The 23,452-nt window shown below is 71.4% G+C and carries 14 protein-coding genes; 5 read left to right on the top strand and 9 right to left on the bottom strand.

Annotated elements, in window-relative coordinates:
• Positions 1-1,286 precede the first annotated feature (1,286 nt).
• Positions 1,287-3,782, bottom strand: a complete 2,496-nt coding sequence (locus RB614_RS16300; RefSeq protein WP_308713341.1) for a LamG-like jellyroll fold domain-containing protein — start codon at positions 3,780-3,782, stop codon at positions 1,287-1,289.
• Positions 3,783-4,029: 247 nt separating this feature from the next.
• Between RB614_RS16300 and RB614_RS16295 the strand changes: the two genes are divergently transcribed.
• Entirely contained in the window at positions 4,030-5,568 is a 1,539-nt protein-coding gene (locus RB614_RS16295; RefSeq protein ID WP_308713340.1) for a ricin-type beta-trefoil lectin domain protein, read from the top strand.
• A gap of 499 nt (positions 5,569-6,067) precedes the next feature.
• Here RB614_RS16295 and RB614_RS16290 read toward each other — a convergent pair whose 3' ends face one another.
• Entirely contained in the window at positions 6,068-6,295 is a 228-nt protein-coding gene (locus tag RB614_RS16290; protein WP_308713339.1) for a hypothetical protein, read from the bottom strand.
• A gap of 163 nt (positions 6,296-6,458) precedes the next feature.
• On the opposite strand from RB614_RS16290, the gene RB614_RS16285 reads away from it, so the two are divergent.
• Positions 6,459-7,220 carry a sigma factor gene (locus RB614_RS16285; RefSeq protein ID WP_308713338.1) on the top strand — a complete coding sequence of 254 codons (762 nt, stop codon included), beginning with the start codon at positions 6,459-6,461 and terminating at the stop codon, positions 7,218-7,220.
• Here RB614_RS16285 and RB614_RS16280 read toward each other — a convergent pair.
• From RB614_RS16280 to RB614_RS16260, 5 genes are all read right to left on the bottom strand, one after another.
• Complete coding sequence (locus RB614_RS16280) at positions 7,159-7,893, bottom strand: SDR family oxidoreductase (protein ID WP_308713337.1); 735 nt, start codon at positions 7,891-7,893, stop codon at positions 7,159-7,161. The genes RB614_RS16285 and RB614_RS16280 overlap by 62 nt on opposite strands.
• A 123-nt stretch (positions 7,894-8,016) precedes the next feature.
• Positions 8,017-9,063: a helix-turn-helix transcriptional regulator gene (locus RB614_RS16275; RefSeq protein ID WP_308713336.1), complete on the bottom strand. Its 1,047-nt coding sequence runs from the start codon at positions 9,061-9,063 to the stop codon at positions 8,017-8,019.
• 273 nt (positions 9,064-9,336) lie between these two features.
• On the bottom strand, positions 9,337-9,780 hold the full coding sequence (locus RB614_RS16270; protein WP_308713335.1) for a DUF5980 family protein: 444 nt from the start codon (positions 9,778-9,780) through the stop codon (positions 9,337-9,339).
• Positions 9,781-10,012: 232 nt separating this feature from the next.
• Positions 10,013-12,340, bottom strand: a complete 2,328-nt coding sequence (locus RB614_RS16265) for a hypothetical protein (protein WP_308713334.1) — start codon at positions 12,338-12,340, stop codon at positions 10,013-10,015.
• Positions 12,341-12,369: 29 nt separating this feature from the next.
• Positions 12,370-13,014 carry an ABC transporter ATP-binding protein gene (locus tag RB614_RS16260; RefSeq protein WP_308713333.1) on the bottom strand — a complete coding sequence of 215 codons (645 nt, stop codon included), beginning with the start codon at positions 13,012-13,014 and terminating at the stop codon, positions 12,370-12,372.
• Between the two features lie 1,424 nt (positions 13,015-14,438).
• Here RB614_RS16260 and RB614_RS16255 point away from each other — a divergent pair.
• Entirely contained in the window at positions 14,439-15,635 is a 1,197-nt protein-coding gene (locus RB614_RS16255; RefSeq protein ID WP_308713332.1) for a hypothetical protein, read from the top strand.
• A 14-nt stretch (positions 15,636-15,649) separates the two neighbouring features.
• Here RB614_RS16255 and RB614_RS16250 read toward each other — a convergent pair whose 3' ends face one another.
• Positions 15,650-16,246, bottom strand: coding sequence for a TetR/AcrR family transcriptional regulator (locus tag RB614_RS16250; protein WP_308713331.1), 597 nt, complete (start codon positions 16,244-16,246; stop codon positions 15,650-15,652).
• Between the two features lie 145 nt (positions 16,247-16,391).
• Here RB614_RS16250 and RB614_RS16245 point away from each other — a divergent pair, with 145 nt between their 5' ends.
• Positions 16,392-16,949, top strand: coding sequence for a hypothetical protein (locus tag RB614_RS16245; protein WP_308713330.1), 558 nt, complete (start codon positions 16,392-16,394; stop codon positions 16,947-16,949).
• Between the two features lie 90 nt (positions 16,950-17,039).
• Here the strand turns inward: RB614_RS16245 and RB614_RS16240 are convergent, their stop codons facing one another.
• Positions 17,040-20,135, bottom strand: coding sequence for a BTAD domain-containing putative transcriptional regulator (locus RB614_RS16240; RefSeq protein ID WP_308713329.1), 3,096 nt, complete (start codon positions 20,133-20,135; stop codon positions 17,040-17,042).
• Between the two features lie 162 nt (positions 20,136-20,297).
• Here RB614_RS16240 and RB614_RS16235 point away from each other — a divergent pair, with 162 nt between their 5' ends.
• Positions 20,298-23,438: an ATP-binding protein gene (locus RB614_RS16235; protein ID WP_308713328.1), complete on the top strand. Its 3,141-nt coding sequence runs from the start codon at positions 20,298-20,300 to the stop codon at positions 23,436-23,438.
• Positions 23,439-23,452: the final 14 nt, after the last annotated feature.

Here is a 23,452-nt window from a genome sequence, read left to right as displayed (position 1 = left end):
CCGCCTTCACCTGCGCCACCGACACCACCGCCGGCGCACCCTGCGTACCGTGGGCCGGCGAAGCCAGCGCCGCCGTGGACGGACCGAGCAGCGCACCACCAGCGAAGGCGAAACCCGCGACCGCGGTAACCGTCTTACGCAGCATCGTGTTCATACCCGACACTCCAATCCAGGGGGAAAAACGCGCACACACGCGCCCGACGCCGAATTCGACGCCACAAAACAAATCAGGGAAAACAACGGGGGGAAAACACAAGCACCCGGCGGACTCACACTCACCGGCGCGGGATAGTCAACGACCCGACCCCACCCGGCATTCCCACCGGAGCCCCGACCCGACCGAACCCTTTCGCGAGCCGCCTATACAACGGCCCCGGGCCGCCGGCCATTCCACCGAACTCCGACCCACCACCCGGCACCGCCGGGCTTCTTCGCGGGCCGCATGCATAACGACCCCGGGTGCCGGCCAATTCCGCCGGGCGACCGGACATCCGGCGCGCGACGCACATGGATTCACACACCGGACGCCGCCCAAACCGCGTATCCAGACACAGATATGAGCTACCGCGACCCATCGCGGCCCAGTCCCAATGCCGCTCACGCCAATTCGACCAAGGTCGTGAACTGGCCACGCTCAGGAGCGTCAGGCCATTGACCGGCCAGGCGGGGCCGGGCCGCGATCGCCACCGAGCGGCGGGCGACGGTCGAGATCGTGGTACGTAGGTGCCCTCGGGCGGGCGGATTCGTACCACGATCTGCTGGGACGGTCCGCCGTCGAGCCGTGCGTCCCTTGATCGGCGCTGGCGGTCGGTTTGGGCGTGGCCGGTGATCGTCGGCCCGAAATCGGGGTCATAGGTTGAGTGGCATCGGGTCCGGACCGTCGCTCCCGCGGCCTCACCGTCCGCGTCTGTCACGGTCGCCCTCTACCGCCTCCGACCATCGCGACGGCGCCGGGCATGCGGATGCCCCGTCTGTGCGGGCAGCTCAAGAGCTCCGCGCACGCGGCCGGTGGATCCGTCCGGGCTTGTCCCGCGGAGCCGGCAGCGGAGGCCGGGGAACTCGGCGAGCGCTAGCGAGCCGCCGGCCAGAGCGGTGCCCGCGGGAGCGAACGCAGCCCGGTGGCCGGGCCCGGGATCGATCGGGGTGTTGTGGGGGGGGGGCGGGCCCCCCCCGGGCCGGCCCCGCGCCCTCGCCGGCGGGGCGGCCGCCCCGGGCTCGCGGGGCCGGCCCCGGCCCCGCCCCCCCCCCCCCCCCCCCCCCCCCCCCCCCCCCCACGGCTGGTGCGCCTACCCGCCGGCGGCGTAGAGCTGGGCCACCTCGGTCGCCGACAGGGCGCGGTCGTAGACCCGCACCTGGTCGAGGGCGCCCCGCCAGAAGTCGACCGGCTCGCCGTTGTACTTGCCGCGCCCGATGACCGTGTGTCCGCTCGACCGGTCACCCAGGCAGGAGTTGGCGGTGCCGGCCCGCTGGCCGTCGACGTAGAGCGTCAGCGACCCGTTCGTCATGTCGCGCACCCCGGTCAGGTGGTACCAGCGGCCGGTCTCCGGCGCGGTGGGTGCGAGCGCCCGGACGCCGGCGAAGCTGAACGCGAAGCGGTTGTCGGCGCCGGAGTACTGCAGGAAGAACGCGCTGTGGCTGTCGCCGTCCTGGCTCACCGCGGTGGCGAAGCCGCCCAGGCTGTCCAGCCGCACCCACGCCGACGCCGTGTAGCCGGCGGTCGTTTCGAGGATCGCCGCGCCGGTGTCGACGTACTGGTCGGTGCCGTTGAACCGCAACGCGTTGCCGCTCCGGCCGGTGGTCCACACTGGACCGTTGACGAGCGTGCCGTCGTGGTCGCCGGCCGCGTCCGCGGTCACCGTGCCGCTCCCCTCGTCGAGCGGCCAGTAGCCGACGCCGGTGAGGCCGGGCGTGCCGGGCGGCGGCTGCGGCACGCCCGCCCCGGAGCCGTCGACGGACCGGATGACCGCGAGGTTGACGTCGCGTACCCGGTTGAAGTCCATCTTCTCCACCTGCCGGTCGTAGGTGTAGAAGCCGTTGACCTCGTGCTCCACGTCGGTGATCTGGGTGTAGACGCCGGCGGAGAGGCCGCACCGGTTGGCGATGGTGAGCAGGTCCCGCTGGTTCTCCACGTACCGCTGGGTCAGCGTGGCGCTGTCCGGCGTCATCACGTACCCGTGGCCCTCGCCGAACCACATGTGCCCCTCGACCTCGAGGCCGAACCCGCCGTGCTCGCCGTCGACCGCCACCCGGTCACCGCTCGGCACCGGGGACGCCGGGCCGAGGTACTGGTGGTAGTCGAGGATGTCGCCGCGGCCGGAGTCGCCGTGCGAGTTGCAGCAGTTGACGCCGCTGTGCGCGTTGACCAGGCGGCTCGGGTCCTGCGCGCCGACCTCGTCGGCGATCCGCCCGGTGGCGACCCGGTCCCACTCGCCCCAGCCCTCGTTGAACGGCACCCAGACGGTGATCGACGTCCAGCTGCGGTGCTCATCGACGATCTCGTGCAGCTGCCGCTCGAACTCCTGGCGCGCCTCCACCGGCGGCGTACCGCCGGTGCGCATCGACGGCATGTCCTGCCACACCATCAGCCCGAGCTTGTCGGCCCAGTAGTACCAGCGGTCCGGCTCCACCTTGATGTGCTTGCGGACCGTGTTGAAGCCCAGCCGCTTGTGCTCGGCGAGGTCGAAGCGGAGCGCCTCGTCGGTCGGCGCGGTGTAGATGCCGTCCGGCCAGAAGCCCTGGTCCAGTGTGGACATGTTGAAGAGGATGTCGCCGTTCAGCGTCATGTACGGCTTGCCGTCGGCGCCCCGCTTGGTGCCCACCTCGCGCATGCCGAAGTACGACGTGACCAGGTCGACCCGCTGGTCGCCGTCGAAGAGCTTGACGGTGAGGTCGTAGAGGAACGGCGAGTCCGGCGACCACAGCTTCGGGTTGCGCACCGGGAGCCGCAGCTCGGTGCCGGCCGGCCCGCTGACCCGGCCGACGACCCGGTTGCCGTTGTACGCGATCGCTTCGACGCGCAGGTCGCCGCCGCCGGCCGCCAGCGCGGTGAGCTTGAGGCTGGCGTCGTCGACGTCCGGCGTCAGCTGGAGCCGCTCGACGTGGCCGGCCGCGACCGGCTCCATCCACACGCTCTGCCAGATGCCCGAGGCGGAGGTGTAGAAGATGCCGCGGTCCGGGACGTTGCGCTGCTTGCCGACCGGCTGCCAGGTCTGGTCGGTCAGGTCGGTGACGCCGACGACGAGCTCCTGCTGCCCGGTGGGGCGCAGGGCGTCGGTCACGTCCACGCTGAACGCGTCGTAGCCGCCCCGGTGGGTCGCCACCCGCGTGCCGTTGACCCAGACCGTGGCGTCGTAGTCGACGGCGCCGAAGTTGATCCGGAGCCGCTGGTCGCCGCCGACCTGCCAGCGGGTCGGCACCCGGAAGGCGCGCTTGTACCACATCCGGTCCTCGCGGCGCTGGATGCCGGAAAGCGCGGACTCGATCGGGTAGGGCACCAGCACCCGCTCGCTGAGCTCCGCGCCGAACGGGGGTGCCTCGCCCTCGGCCGCGCCGGCGAACTCCCACACGCCGTTGAGGCTCTGCCACTTGTTGCGGACGAGCTGGGGTCGGGGGTACTCGGGAAGGGCGTTGTCCGGACCGACCTGAGCGGTCCAGGGGGTGCTGATCGGGGGCGTGCCCGGCCGCCATTGCGCGGGGGCGCTGCCGGCGTACGCCACACCGGGCGCGCTCGCGGCCGCGGCGACCAGGCTGAGCAGGGCTGTCAGGGCGACGGTGCGTCTCATGGAAACCCTCCTGAAACTCCTCCGACCCAACCAAGCACTCACCGCGATCAAAGTCAATATCAACCGATCAGAATCGGTCTCAGATCCGATCAGAACCGGTCGCGCCGCCCGTCGTCATGGCACCCCCCGCCCGGCGGAGCGCGATCAGAACCGAAGCGAAGCGCTCAGCAATCCATTGACAAACATCCACGCGAATAGTAAAGGTTCCTCACAGAGAGCGCTCTCCGCGCTCCCGGGGAGGTATCAGATGGTCCGTCGCACCCGTGTCCTCGTCTTCGCCGCCGCGCTCGCCCTCGCCGCGGCCAGCCCGCCGGCGGTCGCCGCCGCCGCGCCCGCACCCGACCCCGCCGCACCCGCGGCCGCCGCCCAGCCGGCCGGCCTGCCCGCGGGCCAGGTCGCCGCCCTCCGGCGGGACCTCGGCCTCACCGACGCGCAGATCCACGACCGCCTCGTCGTCGAGGCGGTCGCACCGTTCGTCGAGCGCCGGCTCCGCGCCGACCTCGGCGCCACCTACGGCGGGGCCTGGGTCGCCCCCGACGGTGGCGCACTCGTCGTCGGGGTCACCGACGGGGCACAAGCCGCCCGGGTACGCGCGGCCGGCGCCCGCCCGCGGCTGGTCGCCCGCAGCGCGGCCGAACTGGACCGTGCCAAGGCCGCGCTGGACCGCGGCACCGCCACCGCCGCCAAGAGCGTCCATTCCTGGTACGTCGACCCGGCCTCCAACAGCGTGGTCGTGGAAGCGTCCACTGTGGCCGCCGCAGAGCGCTTCGCCCGCGCGGCCGGGGTCACCGGGGCGGTCCGCACCGTCGCCACGGCGAGCCCCTACCGCCCCGTGTACGACGTCCGCGGCGGCGACGAGTACGTCATCGACAACCGCGTCCTCTGCTCCGTCGGCTTCGCGGTGTCGGGCGGCTTCGTGACCGCCGGCCACTGCGGCGGCGTCGGCAGCACCACGAGCGGCAGCGGCGCGGCGCAGGGCACCTTCCGCGGCTCCTCGTTCCCGAACAACGACTACGCGTGGGTGCAGGTCAACTCCAACTGGGTCTCCCGCCCGGTCGTCAACACGTACAACGGCGGCACCACCAACGTGGCCGGCTCGCAGGAGGCCGCGGTGGGCAGCTCGGTCTGCCGCTCCGGCCGCACGACCGGCTGGCGCTGCGGCACGATCACCGCCAAGAACGTCACCGTCAACTACTCGGGCTCCCTTGTGTACGGTCTGGTGTCCAGCTCGGCCTGCGCCCAGCCCGGCGACTCGGGCGGCTCGTTCATCAGCGGCAACCAGGCCCAGGGCGTCACCTCCGGCGCCGGCGGCAACTGCAGCACCGGCGGCACCACGGTCTACCAGCCGGTCAACGAGATCCTCGGCGCGTACGGCCTGTCACTGACCACGACCGGCGGCGGTGGGAGCACCAGCCGCCTCATCGGGTACGTCGGCAAGTGCATCGACGTGCCCAGCAGCAACGGCGTCGACGGCCAGTTCCTGCAGCTCTGGACCTGCAACGGCACCGCGGCGCAGAGCTGGACGTTCCCGGGTGACGGCACGATCCGCGCGTTCGGCCTCTGCATGGACGTGGCGTGGGGCTCGACCGCGAACGGCGCGACCGTGCAGCTCGCGAACTGCAGCGGCAACCCGGCCCAGCAGTGGGTCCTGAGCGCCGCCGGTGACCTGGTCAACCCCCAGGCCAACAAGTGCGTGGACGTGTCGGGCTGGAACACCGCCGACGGCGCCCGCCTGGTCACCTGGGAGTGCCACGGCGGCGCCAACCAGAAGTGGTACCGCGGCTGACCGATGCCGTCACCCCGCTCGCCGGGGCCGCGCACGTCGCGGCCCCGGCACGCCGCCGGGAACGCCGTCAGGCGGCCACGACGAGCGCCTGGGGCGCGGCCTGCTTCATCCGGGTGCGCAGCCACTGGAGCTGGATGTGGAACTGGTACAGCCCGGCGCCCGGCCGCCCCAGCATGCCGCGGAGCAGGTGCAGGTTGTCGACCTGGCAGGCCGCCGCGGTCGCCTGGCTGGTAGACCCCTTGCAGCACTGTGGACAGTAGCCGCCGCGAGGTGCCGATCAGCTCGGCCGCCCGCTCCACGTCGGCGGCCTTGAGGTCGCAGATCTCCGCGACCCGCTCCGGCGGGTAGCCGCCCACCGTGTGCGCGGCGACGTACCCCTCGTCGTACCATCCATTGTGGATGACGAGCCGCAGCAGGCCGTTCAGCAGGGCCAGGTTCGTGCCGGGGCGAGGGCGAGGTGCGAGGTCGGCCTCGCGGGCGGCCAGGCCTGAGCCGTCGCTCAGCGGTCCTCCGTGGACCTCTCGTCCTGCCGGTCGCGCTCCGTGGCGCCGGAGATGGCACCCGAGACCGCCGAGGTCAGGTCGTCGCCGGGTATGGCGATCCGTTCCGCCTCCTGGGTGCCGCGGTCCTCGGGTACCGCCTGGGGCGTCGTGGCACCGCCGGCGAAGCCCGCCTCGTTCGGCTCGTCCGAGAGTCGCTTGTCGTCCCGCTCCCGCGAATCGGACATCCGGTTTACCTCCTCGCACCCGGGCGTTTCCGGGTTCGCGTCGTCACCGGGCTACTTCCCCCGTGGCGGCGAGGTATGCGAGCTGGCCCGCGGGGGACGCCGGCGCTCGCGGTAGGTTCGGATCCGGTGGCGGGCCGCGGCACGACCGGACGGGGGGCGCGGGGTGGCGGATTCGAGTGTGGTCGCCGAGCCGGGCGGAGCGGACGACCTCGAGGAGGCCGCGGCGGTCTTCACGAGCCTGCGGCCGCGCCTGTTCGGGATCGCGTACCGGATGCTCGGCAGCGCCAGCGAGGCCGAAGACCTGGTGCAGGACGTCTGGCTGCGGTGGCAGGCATACGACCGCGCGGCGGTGGTCAACCCGGGCGCGTTCCTGGCGACGACCGCCACCCGGCTGGCCATCAACGCGCTCCAGTCGGCGCGGGCGCGGCGGGAGACGTACATCGGGCCGTGGCTGCCCGAGCCGGTCGACACGAGCGCCGATCCCTACCTCGGCGCCGAGCGCGGTGCGGCGCTGGAGCTCGCGACGCTGGTGCTGATGGAGAAGCTCACCCTCACCGAGCGCGCCGCGTACGTGCTGCGCGAGGCGTTCGACTACCCGTACGGAGCTCCGTCGTGGTGCGGCACGGCGGCGACGTACGCTGCGTGTTCACGATCGGCGCCTCGACCGAGGGGATCGACCAGATCTTGTGGATGTTCAACCCGGAGAAGATCGCGGCGGTGTCCGCGCCGGCCTGACCCGCCGGTGTCACGGACGGTGCCCGACCTGACCGGACGCCGGGCCCCGGTGACCGGGGGCCTGACCCGGGGCCCGCACGACCTCCGCCGTGCGGGCCCCAGCTCTGCCTGCCAGTCCCGGGACGGGGTCAGCGCGCGAGCCACTCCCGATAGGTGGTCTTCGCGACGACGGCGCCCTCCTTGGCGATGAGCGCGTCGCCCGTGGCGGCGGCGAACATGCCGGCGGTGTCGTCGGTCACGACGGCGCGCCGGTCACCGTGGGCGGCGAGGGTGATCCGGCCCAGCTCGTCGAGGGCGAAGACCTCCGGTCCGGCGATGTCACGCGTCCCCCGCAGCGGCGCGCCCGCGCTCACGTCCGCGACGGCCTGGGCGACGTCGTCCGCGGCCATGGGCTGGACGAGGGTGGCCGGGAGCCGGACGGTGTCTTCGTCGGCGGTCCAGGTCAGGACCGCGTCGACGAACTCGAAGAACTGCGTGGCGCGGACGATCGAGTACGGCACGGGGCCGGCCTTGAGGATGTCCTCCTGCAACACCTTCGCGCGGTAGTACACCAGGTCCGGTACCAGGTCGGCGCCGACGATGGAGAGGATGACCGCGTGGCCGACGCCGGCGGCGTCGGCGGCCGCCAGCAGGTTGTCCATGCTCTTCTGGAAGAACGCCGGCGAGGCGTCGTCGAAGGTGGGCGAGTTGGTCAGGTTGACCACGACGTCGGCGCCGGTCAGCGCCTCGGCCAGGCCCTGCCCGCTGAGCAGGTCGACCCCGCTGGACGGCGAGAGCGGCACCGCCTCGTGCCCGCCCGCGTTCAGCAGCTTCACCACCCGCGATCCGATGAGCCCGGTCCCACCGATGACAGCGATCTTCATTTCCTTCGACCCTTCTTGCGGGCTGACGCTCCGCTCGACAGCGAAGACCGGACAGCCGCGCGGTTTGTGACACCCCGACGCGCGCTGGTTTCCCCGGTACCTCCTCGCCGAACGCCGCCCGCCCTACGCGACCGCGGCCGCCCTCCTGCGGACCTGCACCTGGCTGACCCCGAGCGGGTGCGGTATGTACACCCCTTCGCGCAGCGCGTAGACCGCCGCCAGGGTGCGGCCGCGGGCGCCGAGCTTGGCGCCGATGTGTTCGAGGTGGGTGTTGACGGTCCGCTCGGTGAGCCGGAGGATCCGGGCGATCCGGCGGTTGGCGTGGCCCTCGACGACCAGGCCGAGCACCTGGAGCTCGCGGCGGGTGAGCCGGCGCAGGTCCACCGGGGGCGAGACGACGATGGCGGCGGTCACGTACGTCGGGGGCAGCGCCGGGCAGGCGAGCACCGTCACCTGCAGGTGGGTGCCGGCGCCATCCCGGTCGTACGGGCAGAGGAACGACGCCCTGGACATGCCCTTCAACTGGGCGACCGCGACGCCGAGCAGCGGGGAACCGTTGGCGAGCACCGGGTGGCCCGGCAGGCCGGGCAGCGGCCGGATCGAACCGTCGCGGGTCAGCAGCACGCCCGCGCGGGCCCGGCCCACCAGGCGGGTCACCGCACCGATCGATCCCAACGGATCGACGGCGGCCGCGATCACCGGCGACAGCGCGCCGAGGACGTCGCGGGCGGCGTCCGTCGGATGCGCGACGCTGTCGGTGCTGAGGCCCAGGATCCCCAGGTACCGTCCGTCCGATGTGGTCAGCCGCACCACCATCCCCTCGCGAAACCCCGCCGGTCCCAGGTACTCGGTCCAGCTCCGGATCCGCTCCGGTGGCACCGGCATGTCGCGCAGCCGCAGCGGCGGGCCCTTGCGGCCCAGGCCGTGCAGCTCGAGCTCGTCCAGATGCTGCCGGCTCTCCAAGTAGGACCGGACGTTTTCGTCGTAGCCGACGCAGACCAGCGGGTGCTCGGCACGCCGCATCATGTCCAGCAGGTAGATCCGGGCCGCCACGAACGGCACCAGCCGCCCGATCGGCGCGAGCAACGCCTCCGCGCGCTCGGCGGCGCTGCCCGGTGTGGCCGCGACCGCCGCGACCTCGCTGACGACCTCCAGAGTGTCCGACCGCATCGCCGCACCACCTTCCCGACAACGATCAGCTGCCCCGGGGTACTAGCTCTGCCTGCCAATGGAAAGTATCCCGCCGAGTTGTCATGCCTGGTAGATGGCAAACAGCCCATTCTTTCCGGTTCGAGTGGCTTGATCAATTGGTGAGTTCTGTGACTGATGTGGCCTAAGTGAACCCTGGGCCCCCGCTGGGCCCCCCCCCCGGGTGAGCTCCGCCCCCCTGACGTCGTTCTAACGACTTCAGGGGAGCTTCGATCACCCTGACCCTGACGCTCTCTAGCAGCGCTGCTTGATCTCCAGCGTGACCAGGTAGCTCTGCGACGTCACTCCGTCCGTGGCGGAGATCCTCGGGTGGTAGAGGCCGAGCGGTGCGGTCGTGACGTTGTAGCCGATCCACCCGTTCACCGTGACGCCGCCGTCCTCGTGCGGGTGGTTCGACCCCGGCGGGATCCGCGAACCCTGGCTGGTCGACCCGGGTGGCAGGTCGGTCATGCCGAGGCTGATGGTCGTCGTCCACTCACCGAGCACCGGAGCCAGGTAGTAGCCAAAGCTGCCGGGGTTGTTGCCGGGGGTCTGGCACACGTACTGGGCGCTGCCGTCGTACAGCGTCCAGGTGGGCGGCGGCGAGGCCGAAGCGGGGGGTGCGGTCGTCAGGAGCAGGATCAGCGGCAGCGCGGCGAGCACGCCGAGTGCCTTGCGGAAGGGATGACTGGGTCTCACAGATCCTCCGGGAAAGTCCGAGTCATGTCCGGGCCAATCCCCATCTTTGCGGCATCGCCACCGCGTCGCCAGACTTGCGCGGAAGGTTTGTTGTACGTTCAACTCTTCGATGGTGGTCACTAGCCGAGCCCCCAGACACGCCAGACAGCCATCGATCGCCACCAATCGCACTGCCTCGACGCAGCCGGAGGGTTGCCGGAGCGCACAGAGCGGCATCGTAGCCCGCGCCGGCTCACTCGCCCGCGCTCGTCGGTGTGCGGAGAAACGCGATCCCGATGATGAGGGAAGCCAGCGCGCCCAGGGCACCCGGCAGTGTCCACAGTAGTCCGTAGGAGGCGTCGGTACTCTGGCCGCCCGACGAGACCGTCAGGATCGCCAGCGGGACAGTCAGCGCCGTGGTAAGGGTGGGGATGGCCGTCCATCGGGCGACGATTCCCCATCGAACGGCGGGTACGGCGCCGGTGTCGACGAGTGTGCGTCTCGACAGTGTGTGCGCCACCACCAACGACAGGCCACCCACCAGCACGATCACCATCGTCGCCGTCGCGCCGAGAAAGCCGACCGTGTTGGCGAGGGAGCGGAGCCGGTCGTAGGCGGTGGGATCGGTACCGCTGGCCGTCTCGGCACTTGGGGCAAGACGTATCGCGGCCGCCCGCATCAGGAACTGATCGTGCGACGACAGCCGGTGGAAGTCACGGAGCACGACCTCGCTGGTGCCCTTGGAGGTGAGTCCGAACTGCTTGGCAACCTCGCCGTCGGCTGGAACGACGAGGCCTGGCAGATTGCCCCCCAACGCGGGGTCGGCCTCGGCGTCGGTACCGGCAAGGCGCGCCGCCGTGCCTTCACCGCTGTGGAAAAGCAGCAGTCCGACCCGTCCGCTATCCAGCAGTTCGGGGTCGGCGCGTGGCGTCGAGCCCGGCTGGCCGATGAGCACCCGGTTGATCGGTGACTCTGAGTCCTGCGGGAAGCAGTCAACAACCCTGACTGGCTCGGTGATTCCCCGGTCCGACATACAGGAGACGACCTCGGGCCCCGTCGCACGCAGCTGTGTCGTCGCCTCGTCGGGTATGCGGAACTGGATGACCTCGTCGCCGCCGTGGGAGCGGTATAGCGCGATCAGCGCCGGGATTGCCGTATCGGGCATCTCGCTGATGACGAAGGAACCGGCCGGCTGGAGCGGGCTCGACATCGCCTCGCCGAGGTTGGCATCGCGGGTGGTCTGGGCCGACCACATGCTGGTCGCTATCGCCACCAAGGCGCCAGCGGCTGCGATCGGTCGCAGCGCCGCCACCAGGTGTCGCATGAGCGGCCGCGTCGCCGTACGCAGGCCCACGCCGAGCACCGGTGCGATCAGGAACGGTGCGGCAACCGCGATGAGGGCAGCCGCGAGCTTCGCGAACGTGGTTGCCCAGTCGCCGCTCTGCTGGAGCGAAACGCGTGTCATGACCAGCCAACCAGCCAGACCCACAACCGCAGCGAGTACCGCGGCGGGGGTGACCCATCCACGTCGCGCCGGGCGGGGGGTGAGGCGCCGCGTCCACTCTCTGGCAAGCCCAACGACGGGTGCGGCCACCAGCGCCACCACGATGGTCAACCCCAGCACGACGGCAGACTCCTGCCACGGGAACGAGATCCGCACCCAGTGCTGCCCCACCCATGCCGAGACCGGTCCACGCGAAAGCCACAGGGCGACCGCCGCGACGATGCCGCCGATGATCTCGCCGACCAATACCGTCCCGAACGCCACCGAGAGGATCCGGCGCCAGGCGACAGCCGGTGCCATCCCCGCCGCGACGAGCGCGTCCGCATAGGTCCGCCATCTGCGGGAGAACACCGTCCCGACCGACACGAGCAGGACACCGGCCAGCAGACCACAGCCGGCCGGGACGAACCGCATCGCGCTGAGGAAGTGCGGTCTGTTGTCCGCCGCCGCCTCAAGCAGGGTTTGCAGAGACTGGTACGTCGCCGAGCGGCTGTCGAGGACGGGCTTCAGCGGGGGCGCGGCGTAGAAGTCGGAATCGCTGAGCCACATCGTCGGTCGGAACTCCGACGAGTCGTACACCAGCCGCACAAGCGTGCTCGTCGTCCGGTTGGCCGGGTCGACCGTGAGCCCCACGACCCGTCCGGGTGTCTCGCCACCGTCGGCACGGATCGACACGGTGTCACCGAGCGCGATGCCCAGGGACCGGGCCGTCGATTCCGAGAGGATGACCTCGCCGACGCGCTCCGGCCAGGCGCCACGCGTGACGACCCCCAGCTTCAGCGAGGCACTCGTGGTGGACCGCACCAGCACGGGCACCGACAGGCCGTCCACCATTACGTCGCCCATCTGGTCCTGCACGGGCGTCGGGCCGTCCACAGTGCTCACGGCCCGACTGGCGGCGGGATCGCCGGTCTGCAGCGCGTACGACCGCTGGCCGAGGTCAGCGCGGACCGAGTCGAGGATCGCCTGCTGCGCGCTGTCCCGCACCGTGGCGAGACCGACGACACTGCCGGCCAGGACGAAGCCCATCAGCGCCAGCGCGGATACCTGCGCGACCGCGTGACGCAGGAACGCCACAGCCAACCGCGGACCGTCGACACGTGGACTCATGCGAGCTGGACCAGCCTTCCCTCAGCCAGCTCGAAACGATGGTCCAGTTTCTGTGCGACGCTCTGGTCGTGAGTTGCCACGACGATCGCCAACCCGTGCTGGCGACCCAAGTCGACCAGGATGTCGGTCACCCGTTCCGTGTTCTTCACATCCAGCGCACCGGTCGGCTCGTCGGCCAGAATGACCGACGTTCCGGCAATTAGCGAACGGGCGATGGCCACACGCTGTTGCTGACCTCCGGACAACGTCGCCGGCAACCGGCCACGCATCGACGCGGGCAAGGCCACCTTACCGAGCACCGAGGTGACGTCAGCTGAGGTTCGGCGTACGCGACGCATCTCCGCGGCCAGCAGGAGGTTCTGCTCGACGGTCAGGAACGGCACCAGCCGATAGTCCTGGTGGATCAGCGAGACGCGCGGATCTCCCGCCGAACGCCACGAGGCCGTGACCACAGCAACGTCGTCGATGCTGACGGCGCCGGATGTCGGCACTTGCATGCCGCCAATGATGCGCAGCAGCGTACTCTTGCCGCTCCCACTCGGCCCCACGATCGCAGTCGTGCTTGACCCAAGAGTGAGGCTCACATCCTGGAGGGGCGTGGCGTCGGGATACTCGACGGTCACATGGGCGAGCGTGATCACGGTACTCCTAATTGGATACTTGTTCGGGCAGCCTCGCACAACGTCCGTGTGGCGGACCCGGCGGGCCCGCCACACGGATTCACGCTCAGACGGGTGCGATTTCGTACGCGGCACTGCACCCGGCGTAACAGGTATAGAAGTCAGTACTCCTTATTACATTTAGTGCCGTGAACCAGGGACCCGTGTAATCGGGCCCGCCATTTCGGACCAGCTTGGGCCGAGCCTTGGAATCTCCTTGCAGGGAGGTGCAGATAGCACGGGACTGGAAATGGTCCAACCCGATGACGCTCTTCTTGTACAGCTCGGCGGAACAGTTGCCGCCGACTGCGCTCGCGGGTGCCGCGGCAGCGAAGAGCGCGATGGATGCCGCGAAGGTCGTGGCGGCGAACGCTGCGGCGACCCGGTAGCTGTTTCTGGTCATTGAGACAGCCCCTCCCCGTCAAATGTGCGCGATCTCGTAGGAGTCGTGACAGCCCGCGTAGCAAGTATAGAAGTCTGTCCACGTGTATACGTTAAGCGACCTCGACCAGGAGCTGTTGTAGTCTGGCCCGCCGTCGCGGACCAGCTTGGCCCGAGCCCTAGAGTCGGACTGAAGCGAGTAGCACATCACACCAGCCCGGTAGTGGTTCATTCCGATCACCGGACGCTCGTCGAAGGCGGATACGCAGTCGCCACCGACGGCAGTCGCGGGAACCGCGCCGACGAGGACCGTCACGGACGTCGCGAACATGGCGACGAGACCCGCCGCCGCGGCGCGGTACCTGGTTCTACCCATTAAACCGACCTTTCCGTAGCTGGCGCCCCGTCGTGAGACCGACAAGCCAGCCCTCCTCATTTCTAACATCTGCAGTTGCCGGCCACAAAATTCATGCCTCTCCCCAAGGCGATCGAATCATGATCGCAAGATGCGTTATTGCTGGATCTCGGCCGGCGGCGAACGACTCCTCCTCGTCCCGTGACGAGATGCGCATTGCCCTGAAGGCACGTGGTCCCCTCGTTAATGAATTGGCAAACCGCCACATTTGCTGGAGATAATAACCCTCGAATTTACGACCCGTAAATACAGATCCACCATCGACAATTAGGAACGTGTAGGAGGAGACTGGGACAAATGTACCGCCGGCCGCCGGCACACGCTTGTAGGTACCGTCCGCTCCGTGAGACGCCGCCCCCTCGACACCGAGCAGCGCCGGTGGCTCGCCGGCGCACTGGCGCTGGCGCATCCCGGCCACCCGTGGCTGACCGCCGTTCGTCGCGGCTAACGCCGCGTCCGCGGCTGGCCGGTCTTCCGGCGCGCCCCGATATGGGCGGCGTACCGATCGTTGTCCGTCCGGTAACTCCCTCCATGCCCACTCGCTGTTGTCGATGCACGGTGGTCGGGTTCGATACGCCCATCGATGGCGGGTGAGGCGAAGGAGAGGGCCATGACCAGAGCGCGCCTACGGCGGCCTCGACCGTCGGCGATCATCACCGTCACCCTGACGTTCTTGGCGACCGTCGTCGGGATGGGCTCGGTCGCCACCGCCGATACCGGTGTGGAGGCGGTGGCCTACGGCAGTTTCCGGATCGTCCGGACCGCGCCGGGGACACCGAGCGCGCCGGAGATCCAGTTGGCCGCCGGGTACTCGTTCGTGCCCGGCCCGGACCACCAGGTGGCGAGCCGGCTGGAGTTCTACTCCTTCATCCAGGGGCCGTCGAGCTCGGCGGTAACGGTGACCGTCCGTTGGCCCGGCGTGCCCATCGAGACCGTGGTGAGCCGGAAGGCCCGGCCTACGCTCAACCGCGACGACGCGGCCGGGAGCGTCACGTTCTCGGTGCCGGTCACCGCGACCTCGGCCGCGGGCGCCCGAGACACGTTGGAGATCTTCTCGTACGTGCACCGGACCCGCGGCACCTACTTCCGCCTCGAACACAACGATCCGGACCGAGCGGCCGGCTACTACGCCACCGTGCCGTGGGTCGGCGCCCAGTCCCGCGCCGCGTACCATCAACTCTTCGCCGCGGAGGCCGCGCTCATCGACTCGGGCCTGGCCGCGGAGGCCCAGGCTCGTGGCCACACCTGGACGCTGATGGGGTTCGAGACGAACAACCGCCTGCACCCCGACAACCCGCCGCATTGGCACCTGGCCTACTACCCCGGGGCCGCGTTCAGCGCCGGCGGTTTCCTGCCCCACCTGATGCTCGACCCGCGGGGGCGCAACACCTCCAACGGCATGGACCAGCCCGGCGGGCGGGTCACCTACTCCCCCGGCGTGCCCGCACCCATCCGCCTTCCCGACGGCACGCTCGTCGCGACGCTCACCGTCCGCGCCGACGGCGGACTGGACATCGACCCCGGCCGAAGCCGCCCGATCTACAGCATCACCGGCGCCGACGCGGGCCAGGACCTGACCAGCACCGTGCGGGTACTTCGCGGCGGCCAACCGTGGCTGTGGCTACGCTCCCGCGACGACGTCAAGACCGGCACCGTCTGGGTCGACAAGGGACTCCTGGCCGAACACCGAGTCACCACCACCCGCTACCGCTACGACCACCAGCTCGGCACGCTACGAGACATCGTGGTGACCCGCGTCCTGACCGCCACGCCGCTGCCACCGCCGGTCGGACCGACCTCGCACTGATCCTCGAACGCGGCTCAGGATGGCCGGCGTGCGGCGTGCGTCCGGACGAGTCCCTCGACGCCGCGAAGGAAGGTCTCGCAGACCAGTTCCCGGTCGAAGAGGCAGCCGGCCGCCATGGCGCCGTCGCGGAGCATGACGAAGTGCCGAGCGGCGGGCTCGGCCTCGGCTTTCTGGATGCTCGCCATCAAGGTGCCGACCGTGTCGAGGAACCACTGCCGATGCGCGAGGACGGCCTGGTGCACGGGGTGGTCGGGATCGGGGTACTCGGCCGCCGCGTTCAGGAAGGCGCAGCCGCGAAAGCCGGCGGACCGGATGTCCTGGGCGATCGACTCCGCGACGGCCCGGAGGGCGTCGGGCTCCGGGCGGCCGGCGGTGATCGCCGCCTCCACCTGGCCGCGGATGGCTTGATCGACCGCCTGTAGATAGGCGAGGACGAGATCCTCCTTGCCGGGGAAGTGCCGATAGAAGGTGGCCCGGGTCACGTTCGCCTCGGTGATGATCCGGTCGACGCCGACCGAGTGGATCCCCTCCCCGTAGAAAATCCTGGTCGCGGTGTTGAGGAGCCGTTGTCGCGCCTCGGACGGCCGGATGCCGGTCTCGCTACGTGCCATGCGCCCATCGTAGTGACAGAACGTTCGGTCTTGACAGGCCGGCGCGAAACCGTCATCGTTAGCGAGACAGAACGTTCGTTCTTCCGCCCAGCGCCGCGACTCCCCACTGGTCGCGGTTGCCTCACCAACCACCGGAAGGTTCACCATGACCGCCGTTACCGCACCCGGCATCTCGACCACGGCGTCCACCCTGCGGCGGCTGTATTTCGTCCGCTTCGCGTTCGCCATCGTCTGGGCGCTCGTGGCGTTCACGACCGCCGAGCACCTCGGTCCGCTCGCCGCGACGCTGTTCGTGCTCTACCCGCTGTTCGACGTGGCCGCCGCCGTCGTCGACGCCCGCGCGTCGCGCGCTACCGGATCGCCCACCCTGCTGTACGTGAACGTCGCGGTCAGCCTGCTCGCCGCGGTCGGCTTGGCCTTCGCCTGCGCGTCCGGCATCCCGGCGGTCCTGCGGGTGTGGGGTGCGTGGGCGGTCGTGGCCGGGCTGGTTCAGCTGATCGTGGGCGTCACCCGCCGCGGGATGGGCGGCCAGTGGCCGATGATCATCAGCGGTGGCATCTCCGTCCTCGCCGGCGGGTCGTTCATCGCCGGTGCCTCCGCCGACGACCCGGTGCTGACCAGCGCGATCGGCTACGCCATCCCGGGCGCCATCTTCTTCCTCATCTCGGCCATCCGCCTCGGCCGCGCCGCGAAGGCAGACTGACCACGGACAACACCAGGTGCGACGTCGACGTCATCCGGGAGCCGAGCGGGGCATCCTTGGCGACGTTCTCCCCGACCCGACCCGGCATGCTCAGAACTCCGCCAGGAATCGTTCGGCCCGGTGGGCAAACAGGTGTGCCTCGCGCTCGACGGACAGTTGCCGAGCCCGCTCGGCGGCGGCCCGAACAGCGGTCACGGGCTCGCCGCCAGCGTGCAGCACCTGTGCCCGGAGCAGCAGGAGCAGGCCCTCGGCGTAGCGCTGGCCGTGGCTGTCCAGAAACCGGTCGGCGCGGTCGAGGGCGGCGCTGGCCTCGGCCGGCTTCCCGGCCGCCAGCAGCATTTCACCGATCAGTCCACAGTAGAAGGCGACGCCCCATCGTGGCGGGTCGAGGAGCGTCGTGGTCAGGAGCTGTTCGGCCTCTGCCGCGGCGCCGGCCGGGTCGTCGCCGGTCAGGGCCCGCGTCCAGCATCGGGTCTGGCGCAGGTACGGGTCGACGTGGACGAAGAAATGCTCGGGGTCGGCGGCGAGCCACCGCTTCACCGCCCGCTGCCCCCAGGCCGGCTCGCCGACCATCGACGCGACGATGCCCGTGTAGTAGGCCCAGACCGAGATCGCGTAGGGGTCGTCGCCCGCGGCGGCCTCCAGCGTGTCGAGCAGCGCCCGTCCCGCTTCGGCGCCAACGTGCAGCGTGGTCACCATCGCGTGCAGGTACGGCCAGGGAAACTGCACGTCCCGTCGGTGCTCGTCCTCGTCTGGTCGGGAGGAGGCGTCGCTCGTGGTCCGGTCGTTGCCGTCCATGTACCGGAACGCCTCGCCGATGTTGCCGGCTTCCCACTGATACAGGCCCCAGGCTTGCCGGCCGTACGCACGCACGACCGGGTCAGCGGATTCATCGCCTTGGGCACGTAGCCGGTGAGCCAACTGGTCGCGCTCCGCCTTGGCGGCGTGGGCGGCCGCGATCCAGCGGGTGTAGAGGAAGTCGGCGGCCTGCGCGTCGCGCCCGAGGCGGCGGGCCAGGTGCTCGGCGCGCTCCAGCACGTCGAACGACGAGCCGCGGTACTGAGCGTGTCTCCTGATGACGATGGCGAGCAGCGAGAGGGCGGAGAGTTCCAGCGCCGCCAACCCCGCCGAGCGCGCCAGGTGCACGGCTGACTCCAGCTGCCGGTTGGCGGCTTCGAACGCGGCCATGTTCGCCGCGCGCCGGGCGGCCCGCACCAGCGCCTGTGTGGTGCGGGCCGGGTCCGCGAGCGGGCCGGCTGCCCAGAGGTGGTGGGCCAGGCTCTCGGCGACGGACTCTCCGTCGGAGGGGTCGCTCTCCAACGCGTTCGCGACGCGCAGATGCAGCCGGGTCGCCTGCGATCGCGACGTGGATTCGGCGACCGACTCGCGGACCAGGTCGTGCGCGAAGCGGACTGAGTACGGATCTCCGGGCACCGGCCCGAGGAGTCCGAGCGCCTGCAAGGGTTCGAGGCGGTCGAGAATGGCGTCGCCGTCCAGACCGGCGGCACGGGCGAGCAGGCCGAGGTCGACGTCACGGCCGATGATCGCGGCGACCTGCAGCAGGCCCTGGGATCTGTCGTCGAGGTCGGCCATCCGGTCGCGGACGACGTCACGCACGGTGGACGGCACCCCGGCTCGCCGCGCGGCATCCTCGGAGAGCACGCCGCTGTGGGCCAGCAGCCGGGCCAGCTCCCGGACGAAGAACGGGTTGCCGGCGGTGCGGGCGTGGATACTGTGGACGGTGCCGGAAGCGAGAACCTCGCCGATCTCATGCCGCACGAGCGTGGCCACCTCGGCCTGGCTGAGCGGGCCGAGCTGGATTCGCCGGTGTCCGGGCACCCGGCTGGCGGCGGCGAGCATCCGCGACAGCTCCGAACCGGGGGTTGGCGCGCGGTCGCGCAGCGCACCGACGATCGCGGTGCCCGCGGGCAGGCGAGCGGCCACGTGACCGGCCAGATGCAGCGAAGCGACGTCCGCCCACTGCAGGTCGTCGATCACGAGTACGAGCGGACGCCGCGCCGAGGTCTGACCGACGATGTCGACGACCCGCTCGAACATGCGGAACTGGGCGCCACGGTCGGGCAGCGTGGGCCGTACGGGGACGCCGCTGAGCGGCTCGACGAGACGGCTCAGCTCGCCGGTGAGCCAACTGTCGCGCGCCACGGCGGGCAGGTCATCCAGGAGCGCGCCGACCACCTGCACCCACGGCCACATCGACGGCGTGCCGTCCCCCTCCAGGCAGCGGCCCCACACGACGAACGCGCCACGCCGATCCGCCTCGGCGGCGATCTCCTCCAGCAAGCGGGTCTTGCCCACCCCCGGTTCGCCTTCGACGAGCACGAGGCCGGTACCACCGGCGAGCGCCGGTGTGACCGCCTGCCGCAGCACCCCGAGCTCCTCGATCCGACCGACCAGACCGGCGGCCGGCGGCACGCCGGTCTGATCCAGGACCTGCCGGTGCGCGGCTTCCAGGGCTGGACCGGGGTCGATGCCCAGCTCCTCGGCGAGCCGGGCCCGAACGGTCTGGAAGACCGCCACCGCCTCCACCTGCCGCCCGACCGCGCCGAGCACGCGGACGAGGCATGCCTGTACGGGCTCGTGCAGCGGCGCCATCGCGGCGGCCAGTCGCAGGGGTGGCAGGACCCGTTCCGGCCGGCCCAGCGACATCGCGAGCTCCGCGGCCGCCACGCACGAGTCGAAGAACTCGCCATTCACGCCGGCGAAGACCGCCATCGCCGCGGGGCCGTTCGCGAACCCGTCACCCGCGGCACCGCGCCAGAGTTCCAGTGCCTCCAGGTACCGGGCCAGAGCCGCTTCGCGGCGTTGATCCGCGGCGGCGGCTCGGGCAGCTCCGGCAAGCTCCCGGAAGGCGACCAGGTCGAGCGTGCCGGCACCGGCCACAAACAGGTAGCCGCTGCCTTGTCGGCGCAGGTACGAGCCCGTTTCCCGAGCGCGAAGGTCGGGCTCCAGGAGCCGCCGCAGCGCGCCGACGTACTTCTGGACGACGTTGAGCGCGGTGGCGGGAGCGTCCTCGCCCCAGATCAGCTCGATGAGGTCACCGGCGCTGACCGGCTGCCCCGCCCTGGCCAGCAGCAGGGCGAGCAGGTAGGCCTGCTGCGGCGGACCCGGGTCCAGCTCGGTGTCGCCTCGCCAGAGCCGCAACGGGCCGAGGATGCGGATCGTCACGGGTCTGCCCAAGGCCGGTCTGACCTCCCCGCCGGGCGAATCGACCCGCTATGCCGACCAATTCCACGCTCGTCGACCGGTAGCCTAAAACATCCAACGGACCAGCGGGCACCGGCTGTCCGGCGATGCTCTGTGCCTTGTCCTCGCGCGAAGGAGCCCGCGATGAGTGCCGCCGCCCCTCCGCGACTGCAGATCCTCGGTCCTCTGCGGATCTGGCGGGACGGCGTCGAGCTCGCCCCAGGGCCCCGGCAGCAAGCGTACCTGCTGGCGGTGCTGCTGGCCCGGGCGGGCGAGCCGATCAGCACGAGCGAGCTGATCGATCTGATCTGGGGCGACGACGCTCCGGAGTCCGCGGTCAACATTCTCCAGAAGTACGTCGGCGCGCTGCGACGCTTGCTGGAGCCGGCGGTTCCGGCGCGTGAAACCGGCTCGTACCTGCAACGCCACCGAAACGGCTACCTCTTCGCCGCCGATCCCGACCTGGTGGACGTCGTGACCTTCCGGGAGCTCGTGGCCGCGGCGAAGGGCGGCGTCGCCGAGCAGCGGCCCGATGCGGCGCTCGACCGCTACGTCCGGGCGCTGGGTCTTTGGCACGGCCCGGCCGGTGAGGGACTCGCCCACGGCTCGACCGCGATGGCGATCTTCGCCGCGCTGGACGGTGAGTTCTTCGACGCCTGCGTGGCGGCGGCCGAGCTCGCGGTCTCGCGCGGGCAGCCTGAGCGCGTGCTGCACGCGCTGTACCTGGCCGCCCGGATGGCGCCGTTGCACGAAGGCGTGCAGGCGAGTCTCGTCCGCACCTTGGCGGCTGCCGGCCGGCAGGCGGAGGCGCTGTCGGTGTTCCAGACCGTCCGGGCCCGGCTCGCCGAGGAGCTGGGCATCGATCCCGGCCCGACGCTGGTGGCCGCGCTCCGGCACGTGCTGGCCCGACAACCGGCCGAGGACATACCCGCCGGGACGCCGGCCGCCGACGCCCTGGTCGGCCGGGCCGAGGAGCTCGGGGTGCTGCGGCAGGCGGTGGCGTCGGCGTTCGCCGGGGGTACGGGGCTCGTCGTCATCGAGGGAGAACCCGGGGTGGGCAAGACGCGCCTGCTCGAAGAGGCGGCCGCCGGCGCGGGCCGGCGCGGCGCGCTCGTCGTCTGGGGCCGCTGCCTGGAGGGGGACGGCACGCCGTCGATGTGGCCGTGGGTGCAGGCGGTCGGCGCGATCCTCGGCGGCCTACCGGCCCCGGCGCGGGAGCAGTGGCACGCCAGCGAGCTCGGCCGCCTCGTCGGATCGCACGGCGGCGTGCCGGCGACGCCGGTACTGCCGGACAGCGGCACCCGGTTCCGGCTGTTCGAGCAGGCGGTCGCGCTCGTGGGGACGGTGTCGGTGCGGCGGCCGGTGGTGCTCTTCGTCGACGACCTCCAGTGGGCGGACACGGCCTCGCTGGATCTGTTCAGTCACCTGGCGGCCCGGCTCCCGGCCGGCACCGCGGTCATCGGCGCGCTCCGCGACCGCGCGCCGGTGCCTGGCTCGGAGTTGGCGCGGATGCTCGCCGCGGCCAGCCGGGTGCCCCGTCACCGCCGGATCCGGCTCGGTCCGCTCGGCCCGGACGAGGTGGCCGAGCTGGTCCGCCGCGAGACCGGCCAGGACCCGAGCCCCGGTGCGGCCCGGAGCATCCATGCCCGCACCGCCGGCAACCCGTTCTTCGTCCGGGAGCTGTCCCGGCTCCTCGCCGATGGCGGCGTCCTCACCGTGGACGCCGCGGCGCGGACCGCCGTGCCGTCGACGGTCCGGGACGTGGTTCGGGACCGGATGGCGGGACTGGACGACGATGCCAGGGGCCTGCTGCAGGCCGCCGCGCTGATCGGCCGTGACGTCGACCTCGCGCTGCTCGCGCGCACCGCCGGCCTCGACGCGCAGGCCTGTCTGGAGGGCCTCGAGCCGCTGGAGGAGCTCGGACTGTTCGAGCCCTCGCCCGGCGATCCGTACTCGTTCCGCTTCCCGCACGACCTGGTCCGCGAGTCGGTCGCCGAGACCACGCCGCCGCGTCGCGCGGCCCGCCTGCACCTTCTGGTGGCGGACGGGCTGGAGGGCACGGCCGAAGACGACGAGCCGGTGGTCGAGCGCCTCGCCCATCACCTGTGGGCCGCCGGCCCACTCGCCGACCCGGCCCGGACCGCGGCCACCCTGGTACGCGCGGGTCGCTGCGCGGCGGGAAAGTCGGCGCTCGACGCCGCCGCGCGGCAGTTGCACACGGCTGCTCAGGTGGCGCGCACAGCGGGCCTGGTGGAGCTGGAACTGTCCGCCCTGTCGCTGTTCACCGCGGTGGACGGGATGCGGGCGGGGTACGTCGGCTCGGCGCTTGACCTGCTGGAGCGGGCCGAGCACCTGGCACGTGAGCTCGGCCGGGAGCGGGAGGCCGCCGACTTCCTCTTTTCCCGCTGGGCCGCGTACTCCCAGGGCATTCAGCTCGACCCCGCCGGCCGCCTGGCACGCCGGCTGCTGGAGCAGGGCGAAGCGTCCGCCGACCCGATCGTCCGCGCGTACGGCCGGCACGCCTGGGGCATCCACCAGTGGGACGTCGGCAACGTCGGCGAGGCGTTCAGGTACCTGAGCCACGCCAGCTCGACCGTGCTCGACGACCCGGCGCACGGTGGTGAGGGCCAGCTCCGGCGTGACCTGCGGCTGCTCTGGCCCGTGATGCTCGCGCTGATGACCGCGCTGCACGGTGACCTCGACACCGCCCGGGCGCGGCTCGACACGATCGAGGCGGCCGCGGGCGACGACCCTTATGTGATCACGGTCTGGGCCGCCTTCGCCGTAACGGTCGAGGCGGTGGCCGGCGACCCGGCGCGGACGCTGCGCGCGGCGAAGCGAGGGATCGCCCTGGACCCCGAGTTCTCCTTCGCCTTCCTCGGCAGCTACCAACGGCTGGCTCGGTGCTGGGCACGCGCCGTGACCGGCGACGACCCGGCCGGCGCCGCGGCCGAGGCTCAAGAGATCATCACAGCGGCGCTGACCGACCCACCGCGCTCGGGCCTTGCCACCTGGTACGGGCTGCTCGGCGAGATGTGGCTGGCGGCCGGGGACTTGGAGGAGGCCGCCACCGCCCTCGACCGGGCCGACTCGTTCCTCCACAAGTACGGCCAGCGCTACCCCGAGGGACTGCTGCTCCTGCTGCGGGCGCGGCTGATGCGGGCCCGCGGCGAGCCGGTCGCCGCCGTCCGGGCCGCCGCCGAGCGCGCCCGGGCGCTCTCCGTCGAGCGCGAGGCCCACCTGTTCGCCCGCCGCGCCGAGGAGCTGCTGGACGGCCTGGCGTGACGGCACCGGCGCGC

Origin of the sequence: Phytohabitans maris (assembly GCF_031085175.1) — a bacterium.
Taxonomy (GTDB): domain Bacteria; phylum Actinomycetota; class Actinomycetes; order Mycobacteriales; family Micromonosporaceae; genus Phytohabitans; species Phytohabitans maris.
This window is presented reverse-complemented; position numbering and strand designations above follow the sequence as displayed.

Coding starts and splice junctions, on each gene's coding strand:
- RB614_RS16300 (WP_308713341.1), bottom strand. CDS start 3,782: ATGAGACGCACCGTCGCCCTGACAGCCCTGCTCAGCCTGGTCGCCGCG.
- RB614_RS16295 (WP_308713340.1), top strand. CDS start 4,030: ATGGTCCGTCGCACCCGTGTCCTCGTCTTCGCCGCCGCGCTCGCCCTC.
- RB614_RS16290 (WP_308713339.1), bottom strand. CDS start 6,295: ATGTCCGATTCGCGGGAGCGGGACGACAAGCGACTCTCGGACGAGCCG.
- RB614_RS16280 (WP_308713337.1), bottom strand. CDS start 7,893: ATGAAGATCGCTGTCATCGGTGGGACCGGGCTCATCGGATCGCGGGTG.
- RB614_RS16275 (WP_308713336.1), bottom strand. CDS start 9,063: ATGCGGTCGGACACTCTGGAGGTCGTCAGCGAGGTCGCGGCGGTCGCG.
- RB614_RS16255 (WP_308713332.1), top strand. CDS start 14,439: ATGACCAGAGCGCGCCTACGGCGGCCTCGACCGTCGGCGATCATCACC.
- RB614_RS16250 (WP_308713331.1), bottom strand. CDS start 16,246: ATGGCACGTAGCGAGACCGGCATCCGGCCGTCCGAGGCGCGACAACGG.
- RB614_RS16245 (WP_308713330.1), top strand. CDS start 16,392: ATGACCGCCGTTACCGCACCCGGCATCTCGACCACGGCGTCCACCCTG.
- RB614_RS16235 (WP_308713328.1), top strand. CDS start 20,298: ATGAGTGCCGCCGCCCCTCCGCGACTGCAGATCCTCGGTCCTCTGCGG.